Raw genomic sequence first — 22571 nt, forward strand, 5'->3', positions numbered from 1 at the left:
AAAGATGCTTAAAAAAGATGATTTTAAAACGATTTTGCTTACAAGTATTGGTGGAATGTTAGAATTTTATGACTTTGTAATATTTGGATTGTTTGCTATCGTACTTGGCAAAACATTTTTTCCTGCAGAAGGCTCGCCAGCATTGCAAGCACTTTCTGCATTTACAGTTTTTGCTGTTGGATATTTTGCTAGACCATTTGGTGGGATTATTTTTGGACATATTGGTGATAAATATGGACGTAAAAAATCTTTCCTACTAACAATACTTCTTATGGGTCTAGCTGCTTTTATCATAGCTATATTACCTTCTTATCAAAGGGTTGGTATAACCTCAACACTATTATTTGTAATATTAAGAATTATTCAAGGTACTGCAATTGGTGGCGAAATTCCAAGTGCTGTAGTATTTGTCAAAGAATCATTACTAAAATATGGTGGCTTAGCTTGTGGAGTTATATTTTGCTTTATTAATTTTGGTATATTTTTTGCAGAGATCACTAAAATAGTAACTACACATTTTTTAAGTGATGACTATGCTTGGCGTGTAGCATTTATGTTTGGAGGTATTGCCGCGATTATCAGTTATTTTTTTAGAAAAGAGATTCATGAGACTGCAATATTCTTAAATGAAAAAACTCATTATAAAGTTCCAATTATTGATTTATTTAAAACAGAAAAATTAGCAACGGTTAGAGCCATTGCATCTATTTCAATTTTTGCAATGGTAGTTGGATTTTTCTCACTTTATTTGCCAACATATTTCCAACTAAATCATATAGCAAATAGTTCGAGCCTAATACTTATTAATCTATTTGTTTTTTCTGTAATTTCTATTCCAGCAGGTTTTCTTGCTGATAAATTTACACCATTATGTATACTTTTTATCGGTGCAATAGGTTTAGTGATTTTTGGAAGTCTTTTTTATTATGGTATTGTTACTAACTCTAAATATTTACTTTTTAATAATGTTAATTAATAATATTTTTATGGGATTAGTCGTAGGTGTTGCTTCTAACTATGCTAGTACCCTTTTTAGTCCTGGGGTGAGAGCTAGTGGTTTAGGTTTTAGTTATAATATTAGTTTTGCTATTTTTAATGGTGTCTTTTTGGCTCTTGCAAGCTTAGGTGTCGCTAAAGGTTTTATATTAACACCTTTATATTTAGTTTTAGCAGTGATTATTACTTCTGTTATTATCCTAATATTTACACGCAATACTTCACAAAACATCTCTATCTAGTACACTAGCAAGTGTGATAAAATTTTTTAAAGGTCATTCTATTTTTAATAGTAATGTAATGGAAAAGTTTTTGTCAAATTTGATATATATCTTAGAAGCCAATACGATTTTATTTGTTTGTCAAATTTTTACAATTTTTATCGTATTAAAATTAATTGTTGATAAAAGATCAGCATCAAATATTCTTGCATGGATTTTAGCGATATTATTTATCCCTTACTTCGCCATTCCATTTTTCTTTATCTTTCAGCGTAAAGATAAACGTAAACTTTGGCAAAAAGGCGCAATGAGTATAGAGCCTGAACCTTTAGCAAATGCTAGTTTAAGTAAAGGTGAATATAAGGGATTACCAATAGATGTAATAAAAACCTTTGTAAATCTTGAACTTCCTACTCTTACACAAAAAAATACTTTTGAAATATATACCAATGGTACTGAATCTTTTAAAGCTTTTATTCAAGCTATCTTATCAGCAAAAGAAACTATATATATTCAAACATATATTATCAAAAATGATATAACATCAAAGCTAGTAATTAAAGCTTTAGAAAAAAGAGCTGCTGAAGGTGTTGAAATAAAAATAATGATAGACTCTCTAGGCTCCTTTTATGTCTATCGGCATAACAAAAGAATTTTTAGAAACTTGCGTAAATTAGGTGCCAAAGTAGTATTTTTTATGCCGGTAATATCGAATCCTTTACGTAATTACATTAATTATAGAAATCATCGTAAAATTTTTATTTTTGATAACAAAATAGTATTTAGTGGTGGTATGAATATTGGTGATGAATATATGTCACCTTCAGTTCATGATGGAATGTGGAGTGATTTACTCTTTAAAATCGAAGGACAATCTTTGGTTTATTTCCTGAAAATTTTCTGTTCGGATTGGTATTTTGCTACATCTGAGGAGTTAAATCCCAAAATTGAAAATACTATACAAGATGAATGTTTTACGCAAGTAGTTCCATCAGGTCCAGATATGCAAAAAAATCAGCTCTACTCTGGTTTGATTACAGCAATTAACTCTGCACAAAAAAGACTATGGATTATCACACCTTATTTGATTCCATCACTTGATCTACTCCAAGCTATACTTCTTGCTAAATATAGAGGTATTGATGTTAAAGTAATTACTCCTAAAAATTCAGATCATAAGATAATTAATCGTGCTAGATCTAGCTACATTAGAGATTTACTTGAGTGTAATATAGAGGTTTATTTTACAAAAAATATGTTACATGCAAAAGCTGTACTTGTAGACTCCAATATCGCGATACTTGGCTCAGTAAATCTAGATAATCGTAGCCTATTTTTAAATTATGAAGTTGCTACCTTCATATATACTCGCAAACAAGTAGATAAATTATATCAATGGGCAGAAAATATAATTAAGGATTCAGATAGAGATGCATCACACTTGCCGACTAAACGTAGTAGTTTAGTTGTTGAAAGCATTATGAAAATACTTTCACCACTAATGTAACAACTTAATTTAAGACAAAATTTTAGTTACCTACCGAGAATAATATTATCTGTGTGCTACAATCTAGTATAGTTATAAGCTTAAAGTTATTATAAATGGAAAATTTCTTACTTAGTTTACTTTATATTCTAGAGGCAAATATTGTTTTATTTGTCTGTCAAGCGCTAACAATATTTATCGTTTTAAAGCTAATAGTTGACAAAAAATCAGCATCTAATATTTTAGCTTGGCTTTTAGCAATATTATTTATCCCATATATTGCAATTCCATTTTTCTTTATATTCCAGCGTAAAGATAAACGTAGCTTTTGGCAAAAAGAAACTATGAATATTAGTCAGCCATCATTAGAGCTATTCTGCGTAGATAGAAGTGATAGTTGTAAAAATTTACCAATTGAGACAATCAATGTTTTTACGAATATGGATCTACCAACTCTGACAAGTAAAAATACCTTTGAAATGTATACAGATGGAGTTAAGTCATACCAAGCTTTTATCCAAGCTATTGAGTCCGCTAAACAAAATATTTATATCCAAACATATGTATTTAAAAATGATACTACTTCTAAGCTAGTAATAAATGCTTTAGAAAAAAAAGCTGCTGAAGGTGTAGAAATTAAAATGATGATTGATTCACTAGGCTCTTTCTATGTTTATCGTCATAATAGAAAAATATTCAAGAAATTACGCAAATTAGGTGCTCAAATTGTATTTTTTATGCCGGTAATATCAAATCCATTACGTAACTATATTAACTACAGAAATCATAGAAAAATATATATTTTTGATAATAAAATAGTATTCAGTGGTGGTATGAATATTGGTGATGAATATATGTCTCCTATCGAACATGAAGGAATGTGGGATGATATTCTTTTCAAAATTCAAGGAGAATCGCTAGTATATTTTCTTAAGGTTTTTTGTTCAGATTGGCACTTTGCTACAAATGAAGAACTTGAATTTAAAGTTGAAAATATAATTTCTGAGGAAGGTTTTGTTCAAGTGATACCTTCAGGACCTGACTTAAAAGAAGATCAGCTATATTCTGGACTTATTACAGCGATTAATTCAGCTAAAGAAAAGCTCTGGATAATAACTCCATATCTAATACCATCAGCCGAACTATACCACTCAATTATATTAGCAAAAAAGAAAGGTATAGACGTCAAAATTATTACGCCTAAAAAATCTAACCATCAATTAGCAGATCGAGCTAGAGCAAGTTATATAAGAGATTTTCTAGCAAATGATATTGATGTTCATTTTACAAAGAATATGATCCATGCAAAGGCAGTATTAATAGATGATAATGTTGCAATGTTAGGCTCAGTAAATTTAGATATTCGTAGTCTATTTCTAAATTATGAAATTGCTACTTTTTTATATAGCAAAAATGATGTTACAAAAATGTATGAATGGGCAGAAAAAATCTTAGCCGACTCAACTCAAAATACTCAACATATGACTACAAGTAGAGGTAGTCTGATTGCAGAAAGTATTCTTAAAATACTTACTCCATTAATGTAACTCAATAAAAAGATACATCGTAACACTTATTTGCTATCTTTTAAATAGGCTTTCGTTGATATTTTTTTATTTGATAAAAGCTAATTAATCTCTTGATTTTTTAGGTTAGTATGTATTTGCTTTTGATTTATTTCATTAAACAGTTAAGGAGACTAAAAATATGAAAAAGCTAAAAAATACCATTAAAGCAATTTTTTTATTAAGTTTAGGTTCTACAATAATTGCTGCATGTTCTAACAAAAATAATCAAAGTGATGTTAATCCTTTAGAGCTTTATAGTAAAGTTACACAGCTTGAAGATGCTTTTGATGAGCAATATGGTGATACATTTAAATTACCAGAAAATGCAAAGAAATGTGTTGCAAACATAACAAAAAACTCTGATGTTTTAAAGTATATGAATAGTAAAAATGGATATGATTATAATCATGATTCTCAATATGCAAAAAATGCAAAAAAATTAGTTGATAACCTAAATAACCTAATAAGTGAGTTTAAGCAAATTGGCTTTATTAAAACTATAGAAAAAAATGGCAAACATCCTGATATTATGTTTGATATAGATAATACTCTTGAGTTAACTTCTTTTAATGATGATTATGATAGCAAAGGTACTAAACCAACACCATATATTACTGACTTTGTCAAAAAACAATGTTTTAAAGATGGTGTTGATTGCTATTTCATAACAGCTAGGTATTGTAATACTGCCTCAGCAACTACTACTGCAAAATGGCTAAAAAAGAATCTCAATCTTACAGATAATCAGATTGATAAATATGTGTTTTTGTCAGGTTCAATTGAAAATAGCCTTTGTGCATCTACTTCAAATGACAAAGTAGCTTATAAAGATTCATTTAGGCAAGCATTATCAGAGCAAAGAAATGTATATTGGTTAATGTCTATTGGTGATCAAATGACTGACTGGTATGGCTCTCATAGTGGCTTAAAAGTCAAATTTCCAAATCAGTTATTCCAAAGTAATATAGTTCCTAATAACTATGATAACCCTAGCAACTGTATGTTGATGACTGTTACTGCTCCTACTCAAAGTTGTTATGATAAACTTAAATCAGGAATATTAGAGCATGGTACAATTAATTATTGTAAGAATTTCAAAGAAAATAAATATTATAATGGTAATTAGAATCTAAATTATTATTAATTTCTAAGTCCAAATAGCGACTACTGCCATAATTGTAAAGCCAATAATTACAAAGCTATACTGTTTAGTATTACAACAATCTTTCACAAGTACAGATCTATCTAAACCATGTAAAGTCCCCATATATATAAAAGTACCTGCTGCTATAGCAGTAAATGTAGGCTCAACATAAGGATTTGTAACATAATTTTGTGCAGCTTGTCCAAAGACTATTCCTAGTGGAGTCATTATTACAAATATTGTAAAAAGTATAAATCTAGTTATAAAGTTCATATTTGTTTTATTTATATTTATAGCTAATGCAAAACTTGCTGCCCATTTATGTGTAATAATTGCTAAGAATATTACTAGTGCTACACTTAACTCTTCTGATAGACCTAATGCTGCACCTTCAAAGAAACTATGAATTGATAACATAATTGTTGCCATTATAGCCATAAATGATAGGTTACCTTTATTGCTCTTTGATAATGCTCCACCGATATGTTCTAACAACAAAAAGAGTAAAATAGTTATCCCTGCTATCAAAAATGGAAATGGATAGTCTATATTTAGCTCTGTGAAATCTCCAGCTGAATCACCCAGCATATGAATTAAACCAGCACCTAAAAACACTCCACTTGCTAAAGCTTCACCAATAAGAAAATGAAATCCATTTGGATTATTTGCTTTCTTTACAAAAGGAAATATACCAGAGATTGCCGTTACAAATAAAATTACAAGTAAAATTGTTAATTGAAAATTACTCATCATTTATACCTCTTCATCATCTGACTCAAACCAAATAGGGAATGGATCTGCTAAATTGGTATATTTTTCTGGATTATCCCAATAATCATTTATTAAGCATTCATCTAGTGCTACTTTGATTTGATTGTCATCCATTTCATCTTTTAAACCAATGAAGACTATCTCTTGCCTTCTATCACCACTGATATCATTCCAACGATCTTTCAGCATCTGTTGAAATTCTGGCGTATCTGGCCATTGATCTTTATCCATACTAGCCCACCACATACCCATGCCTTGATGTCTGACTAATGCACCAGCTTGAGAAACCTCGCCAACGTAATCAGGTCTTGTTGCTAACCAGAAAAAACCTTTAGCTCTAACTACTCCCGGCCAGTCAACATTATCAAAAAAATTCATTATCTTAGTAGGATCAAAAGGATTTATAGAGTGATAAACAAAAGATCTAATACCATACTCTTCGGTCTCTGGTACATGCTCTTTGAAACTATATAGCTCTTTACTCCATAAAGGATGATTTTCAGCCTCTTCTAAGTTAAATTTCTTAGTATTTATTATCTTATTTATATCAACTTTTGAAAAATTTGTTTCGATTATTTCAGCATCAATATTTAGTCCTTTGATTATAGATTTGGCAGTCTCTTTTTTTGCTTTCGAGCACTCATCAACTTTGTTTAATATTATGACATTAGCAAATTCTATTTGCTCGACCATAAGATCAACTATCGCCCTATCATCATTTTCCCCAAGGCTTTCACTAGTATTTTTTAGATACTCTGAAGAACTATAATGCTTCATAAAATTAATACTATCTACTACAGTAACCATCGTATCTATATAAGCGACATCTGCAAGACTCTTACCCTCTTCATCTCTAAACTCAAAAGTTGTCGCAACAGGTAATGGTTCTGAGATACCAGTACTTTCAATAATTAAATAATCATATTTTTGCGACTTGGCTAATTGTTCAACTTCGATTAATAAGTCTTCACGTAGAGTGCAACAGATACAACCATTACTTAACTCAACCATTTTTGCTTGAGTCTTTGATATATGTGAGTCATGATTTTTGATTAGCTCAGCATCGATATTGATCTCATTCATGTCATTAACAATCATAGCTATTTTAAGACCATTAGCATTATTAAGGATATTGCTTAGTAAAGTAGTCTTACCAGCTCCTAAAAATCCGGATAAAACTGTAACAGGTAACTTTTTCATAAATTTATGAACTCCATATCATCAAATTATTTATTGAGAGAGAATAATACACAAAAATAAAAAGTGTTACAATATAACAGTTTATTAAATGATAAAAAATAAGTTATAATTTGCTAAGTAAATTAATATAAATTTTGACTTCTATTAATGAATAAAAATATACAAACAGCTAAAGAATTTTGTGAAAAAAATAAGTACAGATTTACTAAACCTCGAGAGCAAGTACTTGAAACTATTTTTAGTCAAGATACTCCCCTAAGCGCTTATGATATTTTAGAAATTCTTTCAGAAAAAAAACAAATAAATCCTCCAACTGTATATAGAGCTATAGATTTTTGGTCTAAGCATGGATTTATTCACAGAGTAGAAAGTATTAGTGCATATATAGCTTGTGATATTCAACATAAGCATGAAGGGACACAAATCATCATTTGTAATAAGTGTGGAATAACTAAAGAAGTAAACTTAATTAATTTAAATATAACAGATGAATTAAGAGAAAAAGAGTCGTTTTTAGTAACAGGTTGGAATTTTGAAGTGCATGGTATTTGTGCTAGTTGTAGTAGATAATAAAACAGTAGTTTTTTGAGATTTAGTCATCGAATAAAAGGTTTATCGCAATAGTTACGAGTACTAGACCCAATATTGGTAATAATACTCCTTGTGGTGAGCGCTCAATATAGGGTAGATTTTCAGATATCAATAATCCCCATTCAGGACTTGGTGGTTTCGTGCCTATTCCTATAAAATTAAGGGAAGATAAGCTTAAAGTAATAACTGGTAACCGAAGTAAAGCATGTCTAATTAGAGGCGGCAATATATATGGCAATAAATAGTAGTATAATATTTTTAATCTATTTGTTCCCCATGTAGGAGCTAAGTATGTGTATGGTATGGCTGAGCTTTTGCTTCTAACACTAAACTAGCACAATGAGTAGCTAGTGGAGCCCATGACACTACAACAATTGCAATTAGAGCACTATTTGGACTCATACTGGTTAGACCAGCAATTAATAAACCTGCAACGATATATGGAATCCCTTTTGTTATTTCAATTAAACCTTGACTAAATTTAGTTACAAAGCCCAATATTAAACCAATAATAAAACTTAAAAATGTAGCTATAAACCCTACTTTTAATGTTGATAACATGCCTGAACCTATACGTGCTAATAAATCTCTCCCTATAGCATCAGCACCAAATGGTGCTGCCAAACTTGGACTAGCTAAGCGTGTAAACTGGGTTGAATAGGAATCTCTTAAGGATCCTGAAATTGCACAAATTGCTAGAGACATAAATATCATGAGGCTAATTATTATCTTTATCCTACTTTTAGTAAAAGAGAATTTAGGATGGTTACTGATTAGCTTCCCACTGGTAGTGCTATGACTCAATAGCCAACGCTGTAGCATAATTCCTATGCAACTAATTAAAATTGAGAATATTAGTAATGCTAATAAACCACCTTGAAGTAACGGTAAGTCCTGTGATTTAGTAGCGGCTAAAATCAAGCTACCTATTCCAGGGATAGCAAAAACTTTTTCAACCGCTACTGCTCCGCCAGTTAAACCAATTACAATCATAGCAATTTGAGGAACCAAGCTACTAATAGCTCGAAGTAAAGCAAAACGCATAATTTTTATTTTGCTAATATTGGCAGATAGCCATGTAATTATCCAAGGTTCATTTAATACACGTTTTAGACTATCATTGAGTAGACGACTAAAAAGACCACCAGCTGGTAGTGCTAATGCTAAACTTGGAAGCCAAAGATTTTGTATTGTTTGCCATCCATATGGTGGAAACCATCCTAACCATATTGAAAATATTAAAATTAATAAAGAAGCAATTACATATTCAGGTAAAGAAACTAATATTGAGCTTAAACTATTATGGTTATTACTGATTCTATTTTGTTGCCATTGGTTAAATGTATATAAAACACTAATAAAAGTTAGTATAAATGTTATAACAAGTGAGCATCCCATTAGCAATAATGATATTTTAGCTGCATTCAAGATACTCTGCATGACAGAAGAACCATCGACCCAAGAAGTCCCTAAGTCTCCATGACATATATGTATTAACCGATCCCATAAACGCTCCATTGCATTTTGACCTAGCTCTAGATCATCACGAACTGCCTGAAGAGCTTCATTTGTCATTAACTGTTGAACACCTGAACGTGCACGCAAAATAGCTTGTGCAGGATCAATACCAGCAATATCAGGCATTAAACTCACTAGCATAACAATAAAACAAAGTGATAATAAGCGTGATAACCAAGTCATTTAATTATTTATCTCAGTAAATTGATCAATTAATCGACGTTCTCGTGGATCACGTTGAACATTTTTAACTCTATTATTTTCGCCTTGAATCACGCGTTCATGTAATAGAGGAATAGCTGCATATTGTTCAAGAATTTTATTTTCTGCTTCAATTATAGCCTTCTGGCGCAAGTCACCTAGAGGTTGACTATCTGCATGTTTTAGAGCGATATCTACATCTTCAGAACAAAATTGACTAAGATTAAATGAACCATTACAACTAAAATCACTTTGCATATATGCCACAGGATCACCAGAATCAAGAACTGTAGCGCGTGATAATAAGAATGCATCAAATTTACCAGCTAACGCATCTTTTTCAATTTGTGCATATTCACGTACATCAAGCTCAACAACAAAGCTAACTGCTTCAAGCTGTTGTTTGAGTAATACTGCAACTTCTGGTAACTCTGCTCGGTCAGTAAAAGTACCAATGGTAATTCTTTCACCACTAGCATGTTCTTGTTTAATATTATCAACTCTTGGATTCTGTTCTCGAATTGGTTCTGCCCATGCTAATGCAGGACCTAATAAACCCTTAGCTAAATCAGCATGGTTTTCATAAACTATATTTATTATCTGTTTTGAATTAATAGCTTTAGCCACTGCTTTACGTAGACCAATTTGGCTAAACGCTTTAGATTTATTATTCAGGTAAAGTGTATTAGTTCGAGGCATTGCTACTTCGTGAAGTTTAGAAGAATCAATCATTGCTAATTGAGATACAGGGACTGCTTCTACTACATCAGCTTTATTTGTACGAAGTGCTGATGCTCGAGCAAACCCATTTGGAACATACTCAGCGAATATATTGTTAATCTTAGCTTTTTCTCCCCAATAACTATCAAAGCGTTTTAATTTAGCACTAATTTGACCATTAATATCAGTTAAAACAAATGGTCCTGTACCTGCTTCTATAGGGATTACACGACCATCATCCTTGTATGCTTTACTAGCTAAAATAGCTAATTGTGGACTAGATAAACGACTTGGCAATAGAGGATCATTAAAAGTTGTTTGAATTTCAACAGTAAAGTCATCAACTACCTTAACCTTCCAATTAATACCATCTAAGATACGTGGTTTAGGTGCAGCATCAAGAGCTTTTTGTAATGAATTCACTACTGCGTGGGCATCAAGTTCTGATCCATCATGAAATTTAACATCTTTACGAATACTAAAGAGCCATGTTAAAGGATTTATTTGTTCCCATTTCCTTGCTAGCATTGGTTCAGCTATCGATTGATCATTTAAATTAACCAAAGTTTCTGCTGTACTCCAACGTGATAGCTTGAATGCATCATCTGACAACGGTGATAGACCTGTTCTTGGTGGCTGCATCATAGCAAGACGAATTTCAGACATATTATCTCTACTAGTTGTACCAGTTTTACTTTTAGTTGAATCAGAACAACTTATTAGTAATATACTGAAAATTGTTAAAAATGCTATCTTAAAATTATTAAGGTGCATATGAATCCTCTCTAGTGATTTTATTTAATTCATTATTTTAAAATTATGTATTTAATAACGACTTCGTGATTAAATGCTTTGGATTGTTTACCACATTTTGTGATGTGTTATATTCAACAACCTTACCATGATCTAAAACCAATATTCGATCACATAAGGCTTGTGCAGCATATAAATCATGAGTAACTAAAATTAAACTCATCCGATGAATTTTCTTAACGCTTATTAACAAATCGATAATTTGTTGACGATTAACTGGATCTAAACTACTTGTTGGCTCATCTGCTACAAGTATATTTGGGTTTACAATTAAGGCTCTTGCTATTGCCACTCTTTGTGCCTGACCAACAGATAACTGATAAGAATTGTACTCTAAAAATGACTTATCTAACCCAACCTGATTAATAACTTGTTCAACCCTCTCATTTTGGTTATGAAATATACCTATATATTATTCAAGGGTTCGTGTAAAACTTGTCTTACGGTATAAAAAGGATTCAAGCTCGATTGAGGTTCCTGTGGAATTAGTTGAATATGTTTAGACATCTTTAAGCTTTGCTTAGATGAATTTTTTCGAAAGCTTGTACCCACAGACGTATATTTCTCCTGAGCTTGGTCTACGAAGGCCGAATAATAATTCTATGAAAGTTGATTTGCCAGCTCCGGATGGTCCAACAATTGCAAGATCTTGTTCTTTTATGCTTAAATCTAGCTGTTCTAATGCGATAGAAGGCTTTCCACCAAACCATTTTGGCTTTGAGTAGTAATGAACACTCACTTGCTTAAAAATAATTTCAAAGCAATTGACTTTGGTAAACTTTTCTAAAACTCGAGAGTTATCTAATAATTTTAATAGTTTTTGGCAAAAAGGATGTTGGCTATTTTGAATTGCCTTCGATGGAGAACCATAAGCAACGACTTTACTATCTGAAATAATTAATATTTTGTCACATTTTAATGCCATTGATAAATCATGAGTGATCAATAGTGCCGCATTATTGGATTGCTGAACTCTAGTATAAAGCAGTTCAAGAATTTCAGATTCAGTACTTGGATCAAGTCCACTAGTTGGTTCATCTGCAATAATAAGATTAGCTTTACTAAGTAAAGCAATCGCTATACAAATTCTTTGGCGTTGACCACCAGAAAGTTGATTAGGATATTTACTAAGTATAGTTTCAGCATCAGTAAATCTCAACCTTTCAAGAAGTGATACAATAATATCTTTATTGACCTTATTCAAATGGATTTTATTACCTGTCAATGCTAAACATAGATGCTTTTCAATTGAGGCTAAAGGATTGAGCGCTCTTAAAGCATCCTGAAAAATAACTCCAGGACGCTGATGCTTTGCTCGATGTAACATGGATAATTGACTAATATCATTGCCATTTAATTCAATACTCCCTTGAGTTATGATGTTTGATGGAAGAAAGCCAGCTATAGCTTTTGAAAGCATTGATTTTCCAATCCCGGAAGGCCCCATAATAGCAAGTACCTCACCTTGAAATAATTCAAAAGAAATATCTTTAAATAATATGCCTTTAGAGCTAGTAAGGCTAAGTTTATTAACGGAAAGTATTGGTTGAAAAATATCCATAGTAAAAAATGTATCTATTACATCCCCATTCCTTTTACATCATTTAAATCAGCTAATTTTTGGCTGTCAATTACAAAAAATTATAAGGCCTACAATGTATTCTCTAATATTACAACAGAATTAATAACATCATGAAAAGGATCAACTTTTATTATAGGTGTGAAAATCTTATAAATAGATTCATCAATAGGCCTATACAATAATTTTCTATTATTCCAGCTTGACCTAGCAACTATATGAGAACCTTTAGGAGCTGTGGATCTTATTTGATTAAATATATCTAATTTTGTTTTTGAATCCAGTCCAGCAAGTGCTGCAACAAAAATAGTATTATAATCTTGATAGTTAAAGATTTGTCCAGCCGCATTATAAATATCTATTAAGTGATCTAGTTTTAAGGCTTTTATTAATATTTTTGATTTCTCAGTAACCTCTTTATCAATATCTATTATTTTTGACGAAATATTATATTTACTAGCTAAAACAATAGATGTCAATGGTAAGAAACCTCCCCCAATAAATATGAATTTATGATCTTTATGCTCAGCACAACTACATAGACTATTGTATTCAAGTGTAGTTAAATCTTGGTAATTCTTATAATAAGGAAATGTTTCTAACTCTTTAATAGGGTTAGAAGAATTAACTATTTTATTGGCCCAATATTTTTCAAGTTGATACTCAGCTTCTGCTGATAAATATTGTAAATGTTGCTTTTTCTCTTCAGATAACTCAATCTTACTATCATATTTCATAGCCAACTTAACCAAACTGCTAAATGCACTATTTACCTTCTCGCTAGGAGAGAAATCTTTCAATTGTGATATTTCTTCATATAAATAATTTATTTCAGTCATACGATCCATGCTAAATTCCTAATTAGTATTATTATTTTTTCTAAAGATATGATACTCATTAAATTTAAGTGTTACAATATAACATTTTATAAAATGTTAGTTTATAATATACTCCTACTAAATCATGAACATGACTTTTTAAAATATGTTAAATTACCAAACAAATAAAATTTCTTCTGATAAAACAATCATTTTTTTACTTTGTTTTTTTGGATTAATGTCTCAGCTAGCTATTGATAGTTTTACTCCATCTTTACCATACATCACCAAATATTTTAATACAGTTGAAAGTGTTACTAAACTCACTGTTGGCTTATACTTCTTTGGTATGGCGTGTTCGATGTTAATTTTTGGACACTTATCTGATAGGTATGGTAGAAAGAGATCATTAATAATAGGTTATATTATTTTCTTCGTGGCAAGTATTTTTTGCAGTATATCCCAATCACCCATACAACTTCTATTTTTCCGTTTTTTACAAGGTATAGGGATGTCATGTTCTTTTGTATCATATCGGGCTATTATGAAGGATGCTTTCGATAATGACAGTCAATCTCTAGCAAATGCAAATCTTATCGTAAGTAGTATAGTGTTATTTGTACCTCCCTTATCACCACTAATAGGGGGACTTGTACAACAGTTTGTTGGTTGGAGAAGTAATTTTACACTACATGCAGTATTAGCTATTGTAACAATATATCTAATATTCCAATATCTTCATTTAAAACCTCTGGTGAATACTAAGAGTAGATGGTTAGAATCATATAAAAAAGTGTTGAGTAATAAATCTTTCATTTTAAATTCTGTTTGTAGTGGTTTAGCATCTTCATTAATGTTTTCTTTTGTTGAAGTTTCTCCTTATTTTTTTCAAGTTAAAATGGGATTTTCAACTATAGGTTATTCATTAACATCCGCTACAATGATTGTTGTTCCTGTAATATTTATACTCTTACTAAAAAATAGAGTAAGTAAAATGGATATGGATAAAGTAATGTTATATTGTGCATCAATATCAGTATTTTTTAGTATGCTACTGATATTATCTTACTTTATAGTAGGAATAAGTCCCTTTATAATAATACTTTTATGTACAATAATTATAACTGGTAATGCATTTCAATATACTGCTACTTACGTGGCTGCATATAGAGGGGTTGATGATCAGGTGGGAGCATCATCAGCTTTATTTTGCTTTATCAAAATACTTATGGCAGCTGCTTTTTCTTTAGTTGTTTCATACGTATATGTTAAAAACCAAGCTTCATTAGGACTTATAATAGGCCTGCCTCCATTAGCCATAATAATACTTAAGATAATAGATGTTCGGAATTGAAAGAATTGTAAATTAAAGGTTTAAGAGCATTTTTAGGTTAAAATAAGCGAAAAACCTTTAAATTCCAACAATATAGAATCAACTTATCATCTTAACCTTTTGTCTCATAGACGACTTTTGTATTAATTATCATAAAGAATTACAAAGCAAGTCAATTAATTACAATAAGAAAAAAGCTGGTTTATAAAACCAAGGTTATCTTTAAGCGAAATAATCATTATTTTGAATTAGTCCATCATATGCTTTCCGGCCATCGGTATAGATTTGTACTGTTTTCGAGTATTTTGCCTTATATTATAGGCTTAAGACCTCTTTATAGCAGTTTGATAGAATAGAAATATAGACTTTACTGTGTTCATTTCGTTTTAAAATACGAAATACTGGTGTTTTACCAACATCTCCACGACTACGTTTGGCTCGTACTCATTTGGCTCCAAAATAAGACTCATCTAACTCAAAATCTTCAGCAGATGCTAAAAATTTTTCATCAGACAAATATACAATTATTTTAAAAAATCTATCAAAATGGTGATTAATTGTTACTCTACTAACATTAGTAATTTTACTCGTGTTTGTCACTGTTAAATCTAAACAAAACACTTTAAAATTTCTCTAATTTTAGCATGTGAAATATGCCAACAGTTTTTATACCTTCCAAACATAGGCAAAATATAGCTCCCTCAATGATTTTTGACAAGCTAAAGTTATCTAGACCCAAAACAATTAATTATTAATAAGGTTTTAAAATAAGATTATCACCACAATTATCATATGATGATTTATTATTAGTCAAGTATTTACTAAGTAATTCTATATTTATATTACGCCACTCCTGACTATCTAATTTTTCAAGATCTTTACTAAGACTAACCTCAGTTCGATAATTATTTCATGTCTAAATATTTATAATTATTAATTAATTGGGTTAATAATAAACAGCCATAAGATGAGTAAAAGCATTGTTTATGGACCTATGTCTTGTATGCCACAAAGTTAGATTATTTTTGAGATAATCAAAAATAGTCTCAATGATCGATCTTTTAGCTAACATAGTTTTTTCAAATCTAGATCTAGGAACTTTTTTCATATTCTTTTTTTAAAGTGGTTATAAACTTTAAGCCTTGTTGCTCAAGTAGTTGAGCTTTGTCTTTAGAAATATAACCTCTATCACCAAATACTAATCCTTTAAGTCCATGACATAATTTAGTCAAGAAACTCCTATCATCTTTATTTCCTGGGCTAATATTGGTACTAACAATTTCACCAATATGGTTAGTCAGTAAATGAAGCTTGAAACCAAAGAACCATCTAGTACTAGTCTTACCTTTAGCTGCTAAACCCTTAAATACCTTGTGTCTTGACTCTCTTAAATTATGACAAACAGGTAATTTAGTAGCATCTATACTGTATATCTGCCACGGTTGCTTGATATAAATGCTATTAACGGTGACATTGCTATATCTATTAATTCTACAAAACGGTTATAAGATGGAGCTGTAGGAAAGTAATGTTTCCAGTAAATTTTTATAAACTCAACATAGTAAGTTTTAAAATCTTTATATCTAACAGCTTGATACATGATCAAAATAGTCATTATTTCACTTAAAGATAAACTTGGTTTTAGGCCAACTGTTTTCTTTTTGTAATTAATAGACTTGCTTTGTAATTCTTTATGATAAATAATACAAAAGTCGTCTATACGACAAAAGGTTAAGATAAGTTGATCTATCATTATTGTCAGAATTTAAAGGTTTTTCGCTTATTTTAACCTAAGAATACTCTCAAGCCTTTAATTTACAATACTTTTAATTCCGAACTGAGGTTAAGACTAATTCTTATTTCTTGAAGTATATTTCTTGTATTTTTATCACATTTTAAATCAATATTCTTCGCAGAAATATTTGGGAATTTAGACGATAGCTCTAAATATAACTGTTCTTTTGAAATCATGTTTTTATCTTTTAAATCAATCAAAAAAGCATCTATGAATACACCAATTATTTTTGTTGAAATATAGTAATATTCTGCCTGGTTCCAAACCTTTTGACAAATACCATGCTTATCCCATTCATGTCTAGCAAGATAAAATCCCTGTATCTCAGGATAATTAACAGATGGCATATAATAATCAAGTAGTAGATGATTTAATGCTTCTTCATTATATTTCGAAAAGCTAGCTTCTGTACAATAACCATAGTCTATACGAGCACCATCATTTGGCCATAAGCCATGTAATGTCATTGCGTAATTGAAATCTTTATTTATCTTATCACTTATGTTGTTACATTCAGGCTTTCCTGAATTAGTATAACAAAAACCTTCTGTCCATGTAATAGCAATTTTATAACTATCAAACCTCCCTGCTATATTATCAGATGTATAGATATTCGTTATTAATGAAATATCACTGTTAAAATTTTCTTTTATTCTTTCCTCAATATTACTAGAAGCATAAATATTTGATACTAATAAAATAAGAAATATAGATAAAATATTTTTCTTATAATTCAAAAGTTTATTTTTAATATTTTTTTCTTATACTCCTCTTTAATAAAATTAAAACAAATAGATAATAACTTAGAAAATCAACTATTTAATTGATTTTTTTAAAAAGAAAAAATAGTAAGATTATATTGAAAAATAAACTAATAAATGAAAGGATTAAAGATTTACTTGGCTATAATAGATTAAAGTGAAAAGATCTTAGAAAATTGACTTAGAAGAGTTTTATGCACTAGCTGATTTATCAAATTTTTATACCCTGTAAGATTCTTTATCAGGATGGCAAACATTTTATAACTGGCATAAATCCTATGGATCTACTAAGGCACTCACCTATAGACGTAGTTAGTAGGTATGGGATGAGGTTAATTGCAATTTTTATTTACTAATTGTAGTTTGTGCTGTATACCTGCTATAAATAGTTCTATTAACTTATTTTATTTACTCACCTTACGCAAAAGATTGTAAGTTTTAAAAAGATATTTAGAATACTGATCATAGGAAATAAATGTATCTTCTGAGAAATGGACAAGGATTTACTAGATATATACACAGACTATCTTATAAGCCAAACTAAGTATGCTACAGCCACAAAATTATCAGATATATTAGATCAAGAAGTATCACATGACAAAATAACAAGGTTTTTAAGCAAGTCAGATTTGACAAGCTTAGAATTCTGGAAGTATATAAAACCGTTAGTTAGAAAGCATAATAGCAAATACGATGTTCTTTGTTTGGATGATACAATTAGTGAAAAGCCAAGCACAGATGAAAATGATATAGTCTGTTGGCATCACTCTCATGCTAAAGGTATTCATGTAAAGGGTATTAATATAGTTTCATGTATGCTTAGTACATCAAATTTATCTATTCCTATAGACTATGAGATAGTCAAAAAAGATGAGCGATATTATGATGAAAAAAGATAAGAAGTATAAAAGAAGATCTAAAGTCACTAAAAACCAAATGTTTCAAAACATGATAAATCGAGCAGTTATTAATCATGTTAAGTTTAAATATATTTTGGCAGATAGCTGGTTTTGCTCTAAAGATAATATGAATTTTATACATCACACATTATCGAAGAAATTTATACTTGGTATGAAGTAAAATAGAGTTGTTGCCTTGAGTGATTATGCTAGAAGAAGTAAGGATTTTATTAAGCTCTCTGAACTTGATACTGCTGATGGAGAATCCTGCTTAAAGATATGAATTTCCCTGTACTTTTAACAAAAAAGATTTTCATAAACGAGAACGGTACAAAAGGAATTTTATATCTTGTAACAAATGATTTAGAAATAGATCCTAATCAGTTATATCATGACTATCAAAAAAGATGGCAAATAGAGGTTTATCACAAATCAATTAAGCAAAATACTTCTTTATCAGCTTCACCAACTAAAGTTGAGAAAACTCAAAGAAATCATATTTTTTGCTCATTAGTAGCTTTCTGTAAACTAGAAATGCTCAAGATAAAAACTTCACTAAACCACTTCGCCCTAAAATATAAGCTCTTGGTTAGATCTAACACTATTGCTCTTAAGCAATTATATGAAATTAGAAATTCATAAATCAAATGCGTAAGGTGAGTTATTTATATGAACTTAGCCTTCTTTTTCTCATCAAAAATAAGATAATAAAAATTTTATTAGACTCTTTGCTCAATATTAAATTTAGTTTTCAGTACTTCTATAACTTTATCTATACTTTCAACAACAAGCTTATCATCTAAAGTTTGTAAGTTATCTTGGAAAAGCATACTTAATGCTATACTTTTTCTATCGCTATCTTGAGATTCGTAAATATCAAAGATACTTACATCTTTTAAGATATTTATATCTAAAACCTTTATAGATTTGATAATCTCTCCAGCAAATACAGATTTATCAACTAAGAATGATATATCTCTTGATACAGATGGATACTTAGAAATTTTTTCAAAATTTGGTATTTCTTTCTTAATCAAAACATCTAAATCTAATTCAAACACTATAGGAGCTTTTGCTTTGATTTGGAAAGTTTTTAAAACTGTTGGGTGAATTACACCAATTACACCAATTTTCTTACCATTAGCCAATATATAAGCAGATTGACCTGGATGCAGCCAATTAATATTATTACAAACTTCAAAACTTAGGCTTGTGATACCATTACATAATGCTTCAACATCAGCTTTAACATCAAAAAAGTCTACTTTTTTTGTATTAGACCAATTAGTATTTAAAAGTTCTCCATACGCTAACCCTGCAATTCTATCAAATTGGATTCTTTGGCTATTCTCTAATTTGAAACAAGCACCTTTCTCGAATATTCTTATTCTATTTTGTTGGCGCGATGTATTTGCCTTAAAAGTATTAATCAAACCAGGTATCAAAGATTGTCTCATTACAGATAAATCTTGAGAAATTGGATTCTTGATAGCGATACCCTTTTCTTCAAAGAAAAACTCATCAAACTTAGGATCTATAAAACTATAATTAATAGCTTCATGATAACCTCTATCAACTAATTTAGAGCTTAAATTATCATAAGATTGCTTTGTTTCTGAAATATCTATTTTAGTTGCAGCATATTTAGGCATAGTTTCAGGAAGTTTTGAATAACCATATATACGAGCAACCTCTTCGATTAAATCCTCTGGAATTTCCATATCAAAACGATATGAAGGAGGTGTTACCTCAATACAATTACTATCAAAACTTGTTGCAACGTTCATATGCAATGCTTTGAGTACTTCTGTTACATATTCTATACCAAAATCAGTTCCTAATACACGATTTAGTTTTTTAATAGAAAGAGTAATTTTATTCTCTTTATTTAAGTTTTCTAAATCTTCTGCTCCATGAATTGGAGCAACATCACCAGCTGCTATTTGTGTTATCAATTGAATAGCTATTTTCATAGCCTTTTTAGCTAACTGTGGATCAACTCCACGCTCAAAGCGATGAGAAGAATCAGTATGAAGATTATATTTACGTGCTTTACCAGCAATTTTCTCTGGTACAAAAAATGCACTTTCTAAAAATATATTAGTAGTACTATCAGTTATTGATGAGTCTAAGCCGCCCATAACACCAGCTATAGCAAGAGCTTTGCTATCATCTGCTATTAATAAAGTATCAGAATCTAGTCTAACTTGTGTTTGATCAAGTAGTGTTAGCTCCTCATTATTTTTTGCATAACGGACATTAATACCACCTGCTAGCTTGTCTAAGTCAAAAGCATGGATTGGTTGACCAGTAAGTAGCATCACATAGTTTGTTACATCTACAAAAAATGAAATACTACCAATACCACTTCTTCTTAGTTTTTCAACCATCCATAAAGGTGTTTGAATTTTATTATTAACATTTTTAATAATGCAACCATAGTATGCCTTACAAGCATCTGTGGCGGTTATATTAACTTCTTTAGTATCAGTAATAGTTACTTTGGGCTCTAGTATTTCTAAATCTTTAAGTCCTGCTTTTGTAAGAGCAGAAACTTCGCGGGCTATACCGTATACACTCAAGCAATCGGCTCTATTTGGAGTTAGATCAACTTCGATAATATTATCATCTAAATTTAGATATTTATTAATATCAACACCAACTGGAGCATCTACAGGCAGATCCATTAAGCCATCAGCTTTGTCAGCTAAGCCAAGCTCTTCTTCCGAACACATCATCCCAAAAGATTCTTGACCACGCAGTTTAGATTTTTTAATTTTAAAATCACCTGGTAAAACAGCCCCAATTTTTGCAACTGGTGCTTTCATACCTTCGTAAATATTACTTGCACCACAAACTATCGTTAGTAACTCATCTTCACCAGCATCCACACTACAAACATTTAGTTTATCTGCATCAGGATGCTTGTTAATAGTTTTAATTTGACCAACTACTACACCACTAACTTTTTCTGCGACTACTGGTTCAATTGCATCTACTTCTAAACCAGCTAAAGTTAAAGTATCTGCTAGATTTTGGCTACCCTGAGTATCACCTAGATATTCATTTAACCAATTATGTGAAAATTTCATTTATAAACCTCAAATAATAATTAAAACTGTTTTAAAAATCTCAAATCATTTTCAAAAAACATTCTTAGATCATCTATACCATATCTAAGCATAGATAATCTTTCAACACCCATACCAAAAGCAAATCCTTGATAATTTTCAGCATCTATATTCCCAGCTTTTAAAACTTTAGGATGTACCATACCACAGCCAAGAACCTCTAACCAACCAGTGTGTTTACAAACTCTACAGCCTTTACCATCACACATTACACACTCTATATCTGCCTCTGCAGATGGCTCTGTGAATGGGAAATATGATGGTCTAAACCTCACTTTTAGATCTTTTTCAAAAAATGAGTTAAGAAAAGCATGCAACAAGCCTTTTAGATCAGCAAATGAAACATCCTTATCTACAAGCAATCCTTCTACCTGATGAAACATTGGAGTATGAGTAATATCTGAATCACAACGATAAACTCTACCTGGCGCAATTATTCTAATAGGTGGCTGTTGCTTTTCCATAGTTCTAATCTGAACGCCTGATGTATGAGTTCTAAGTACATGAGTATGATCAATATAAAAAGTATCATGCATAGCGCGAGCTGGATGATGAGAAGGAATATTTAAAGTTTCAAAATTATAATAATCACTCTCAATCTCAGGACCAAATTCAATAGCAAAACCATTTTGTTTAAAAAACGCTTCGATTCTATTTAAAGTTTTTGTCACAGGATGAAGCGAGCCTTGATTTTGCCCTACTCCACTTAGTGTTACATCAATTTTTTCTTGAGCTAGTTTTTCATTTAACTCTTGTTCCTCAAAATTAGCTAGTTTTAAATTAATTGCTTCTTGTAAAGCTTGCTTTGCAATGTTTACTGCTTGTCCTAACTTTGGTTTCTCATCATTAGGCAATGTTGCTATTAACTTCATCATCTCAGTTAATTCACCCTTTTTGCCAAGGTACTTAACTCGAATATCATCTAAAGATTTTTTATCTTTGACAAGATTTAGCTCCTCAAGAGCTTTATCTCTCATTTGTTCGACTATTTGCATATTTATCCTTTATTAAAAAACTTGCTGATAT

The 22571-nt window shown here is 30.5% G+C and carries 14 protein-coding genes and 6 pseudogenes; 8 read left to right on the forward strand and 12 right to left on the reverse strand.

All coding sequences use genetic code 11. From position 1 onward, the window contains the following. Positions 1-4 precede the first annotated feature (4 nt). The 4 genes and pseudogenes from FSC454_RS05565 to FSC454_RS05580 all read left to right on the forward strand — a co-directional run bounded on the left by FSC454_RS05565 (position 5) and on the right by FSC454_RS05580 (position 5397). Positions 5-1238, forward strand: a pseudogene (locus FSC454_RS05565) (MFS transporter). 58 nt (positions 1239-1296) lie between these two features. Then, complete coding sequence (cls, locus tag FSC454_RS05570) at positions 1297-2724, forward strand: cardiolipin synthase (protein WP_066047436.1); 1428 nt, start codon at positions 1297-1299, stop codon at positions 2722-2724. Positions 2725-2819: 95 nt separating this feature from the next. Then, positions 2820-4250 (forward strand): cardiolipin synthase, encoded by a 1431-nt coding sequence (gene cls / locus FSC454_RS05575; protein WP_066047439.1) that lies wholly within the window; start codon positions 2820-2822, stop codon positions 4248-4250. Positions 4251-4410: 160 nt separating this feature from the next. Continuing rightward, positions 4411-5397, forward strand: coding sequence for an HAD family hydrolase (locus tag FSC454_RS05580; protein ID WP_071794805.1), 987 nt, complete (start codon positions 4411-4413; stop codon positions 5395-5397). A 21-nt stretch (positions 5398-5418) separates the two neighbouring features. Here FSC454_RS05580 and FSC454_RS05585 read toward each other — a convergent pair whose 3' ends face one another. Further along, positions 5419-6165, reverse strand: a complete 747-nt coding sequence (locus FSC454_RS05585; protein WP_066047464.1) for a ZIP family metal transporter — start codon at positions 6163-6165, stop codon at positions 5419-5421. A 3-nt stretch (positions 6166-6168) separates the two neighbouring features. After that, positions 6169-7386, reverse strand: a complete 1218-nt coding sequence (locus FSC454_RS05590; RefSeq protein WP_066047445.1) for a GTP-binding protein — start codon at positions 7384-7386, stop codon at positions 6169-6171. 147 nt (positions 7387-7533) lie between these two features. Here FSC454_RS05590 and FSC454_RS05595 point away from each other — a divergent pair, with 147 nt between their 5' ends. Continuing rightward, positions 7534-7956, forward strand: coding sequence for a Fur family transcriptional regulator (locus FSC454_RS05595; protein ID WP_066047448.1), 423 nt, complete (start codon positions 7534-7536; stop codon positions 7954-7956). Between the two features lie 22 nt (positions 7957-7978). Here the strand turns inward: FSC454_RS05595 and FSC454_RS10230 are convergent, their stop codons facing one another. The 5 genes and pseudogenes from FSC454_RS10230 to FSC454_RS05620 form a co-directional block, all read right to left on the reverse strand. Next, on the reverse strand, positions 7979-8215 hold the full coding sequence (locus FSC454_RS10230; protein WP_425268605.1) for a hypothetical protein: 237 nt from the start codon (positions 8213-8215) through the stop codon (positions 7979-7981). A gap of 47 nt (positions 8216-8262) precedes the next feature. Continuing rightward, positions 8263-9678: an ABC transporter permease subunit gene (locus tag FSC454_RS05600; protein WP_208600929.1), complete on the reverse strand. Its 1416-nt coding sequence runs from the start codon at positions 9676-9678 to the stop codon at positions 8263-8265. Then, positions 9679-11082: an ABC transporter substrate-binding protein gene (locus FSC454_RS05605; protein WP_208600930.1), complete on the reverse strand. Its 1404-nt coding sequence runs from the start codon at positions 11080-11082 to the stop codon at positions 9679-9681. It abuts the gene before it with no gap. Positions 11083-11233: 151 nt separating this feature from the next. After that, positions 11234-12790: pseudogene (locus FSC454_RS09795) on the reverse strand (ABC transporter ATP-binding protein). A gap of 89 nt (positions 12791-12879) precedes the next feature. Then, positions 12880-13647 (reverse strand): nicotianamine synthase family protein, encoded by a 768-nt coding sequence (locus FSC454_RS05620; RefSeq protein WP_167359445.1) that lies wholly within the window; start codon positions 13645-13647, stop codon positions 12880-12882. A 145-nt stretch (positions 13648-13792) separates the two neighbouring features. Here FSC454_RS05620 and FSC454_RS05625 point away from each other — a divergent pair, with 145 nt between their 5' ends. After that, positions 13793-14980, forward strand: a complete 1188-nt coding sequence (locus FSC454_RS05625) for an MFS transporter (RefSeq protein ID WP_066047459.1) — start codon at positions 13793-13795, stop codon at positions 14978-14980. A gap of 85 nt (positions 14981-15065) precedes the next feature. Then, positions 15066-15205, forward strand: a pseudogene (locus FSC454_RS09670) (IS982 family transposase); the annotation flags it as partial. On the opposite strand, the pseudogene FSC454_RS09675 reads toward FSC454_RS09670, so the two are convergent. From FSC454_RS09675 to FSC454_RS05640, 3 genes and pseudogenes are all read right to left on the reverse strand, one after another. After that, positions 15200-15664, reverse strand: a pseudogene (locus FSC454_RS09675) (transposase); the annotation flags it as partial. The pseudogenes FSC454_RS09670 and FSC454_RS09675 sit on opposite strands and share 6 nt — an antisense overlap. A gap of 200 nt (positions 15665-15864) precedes the next feature. Further along, positions 15865-16712: pseudogene (locus tag FSC454_RS05635) on the reverse strand (IS982 family transposase). A gap of 62 nt (positions 16713-16774) precedes the next feature. Then, positions 16775-17491, reverse strand: a complete 717-nt coding sequence (locus tag FSC454_RS05640; protein ID WP_066044797.1) for a ribonuclease T2 family protein — start codon at positions 17489-17491, stop codon at positions 16775-16777. A 515-nt stretch (positions 17492-18006) separates the two neighbouring features. On the opposite strand from FSC454_RS05640, the pseudogene FSC454_RS10235 reads away from it, so the two are divergent. Continuing rightward, positions 18007-19056: pseudogene (locus FSC454_RS10235) on the forward strand (IS701 family transposase). Between the two features lie 77 nt (positions 19057-19133). Here FSC454_RS10235 and pheT read toward each other — a convergent pair. Continuing rightward, positions 19134-21506, reverse strand: coding sequence for a phenylalanine--tRNA ligase subunit beta (gene pheT / locus FSC454_RS05655; protein WP_066045401.1), 2373 nt, complete (start codon positions 21504-21506; stop codon positions 19134-19136). Positions 21507-21526: 20 nt separating this feature from the next. Then, a complete protein-coding gene (gene pheS, locus FSC454_RS05660; protein WP_066045404.1) occupies positions 21527-22540 on the reverse strand; it encodes a phenylalanine--tRNA ligase subunit alpha in 1014 nt (337 codons plus the stop codon). Between the last annotated feature and the right edge of the window lie 31 nt (positions 22541-22571).

Source organism: Francisella hispaniensis FSC454, from assembly GCF_001885235.1.
Lineage (GTDB): Bacteria > Pseudomonadota > Gammaproteobacteria > Francisellales > Francisellaceae > Francisella > Francisella hispaniensis.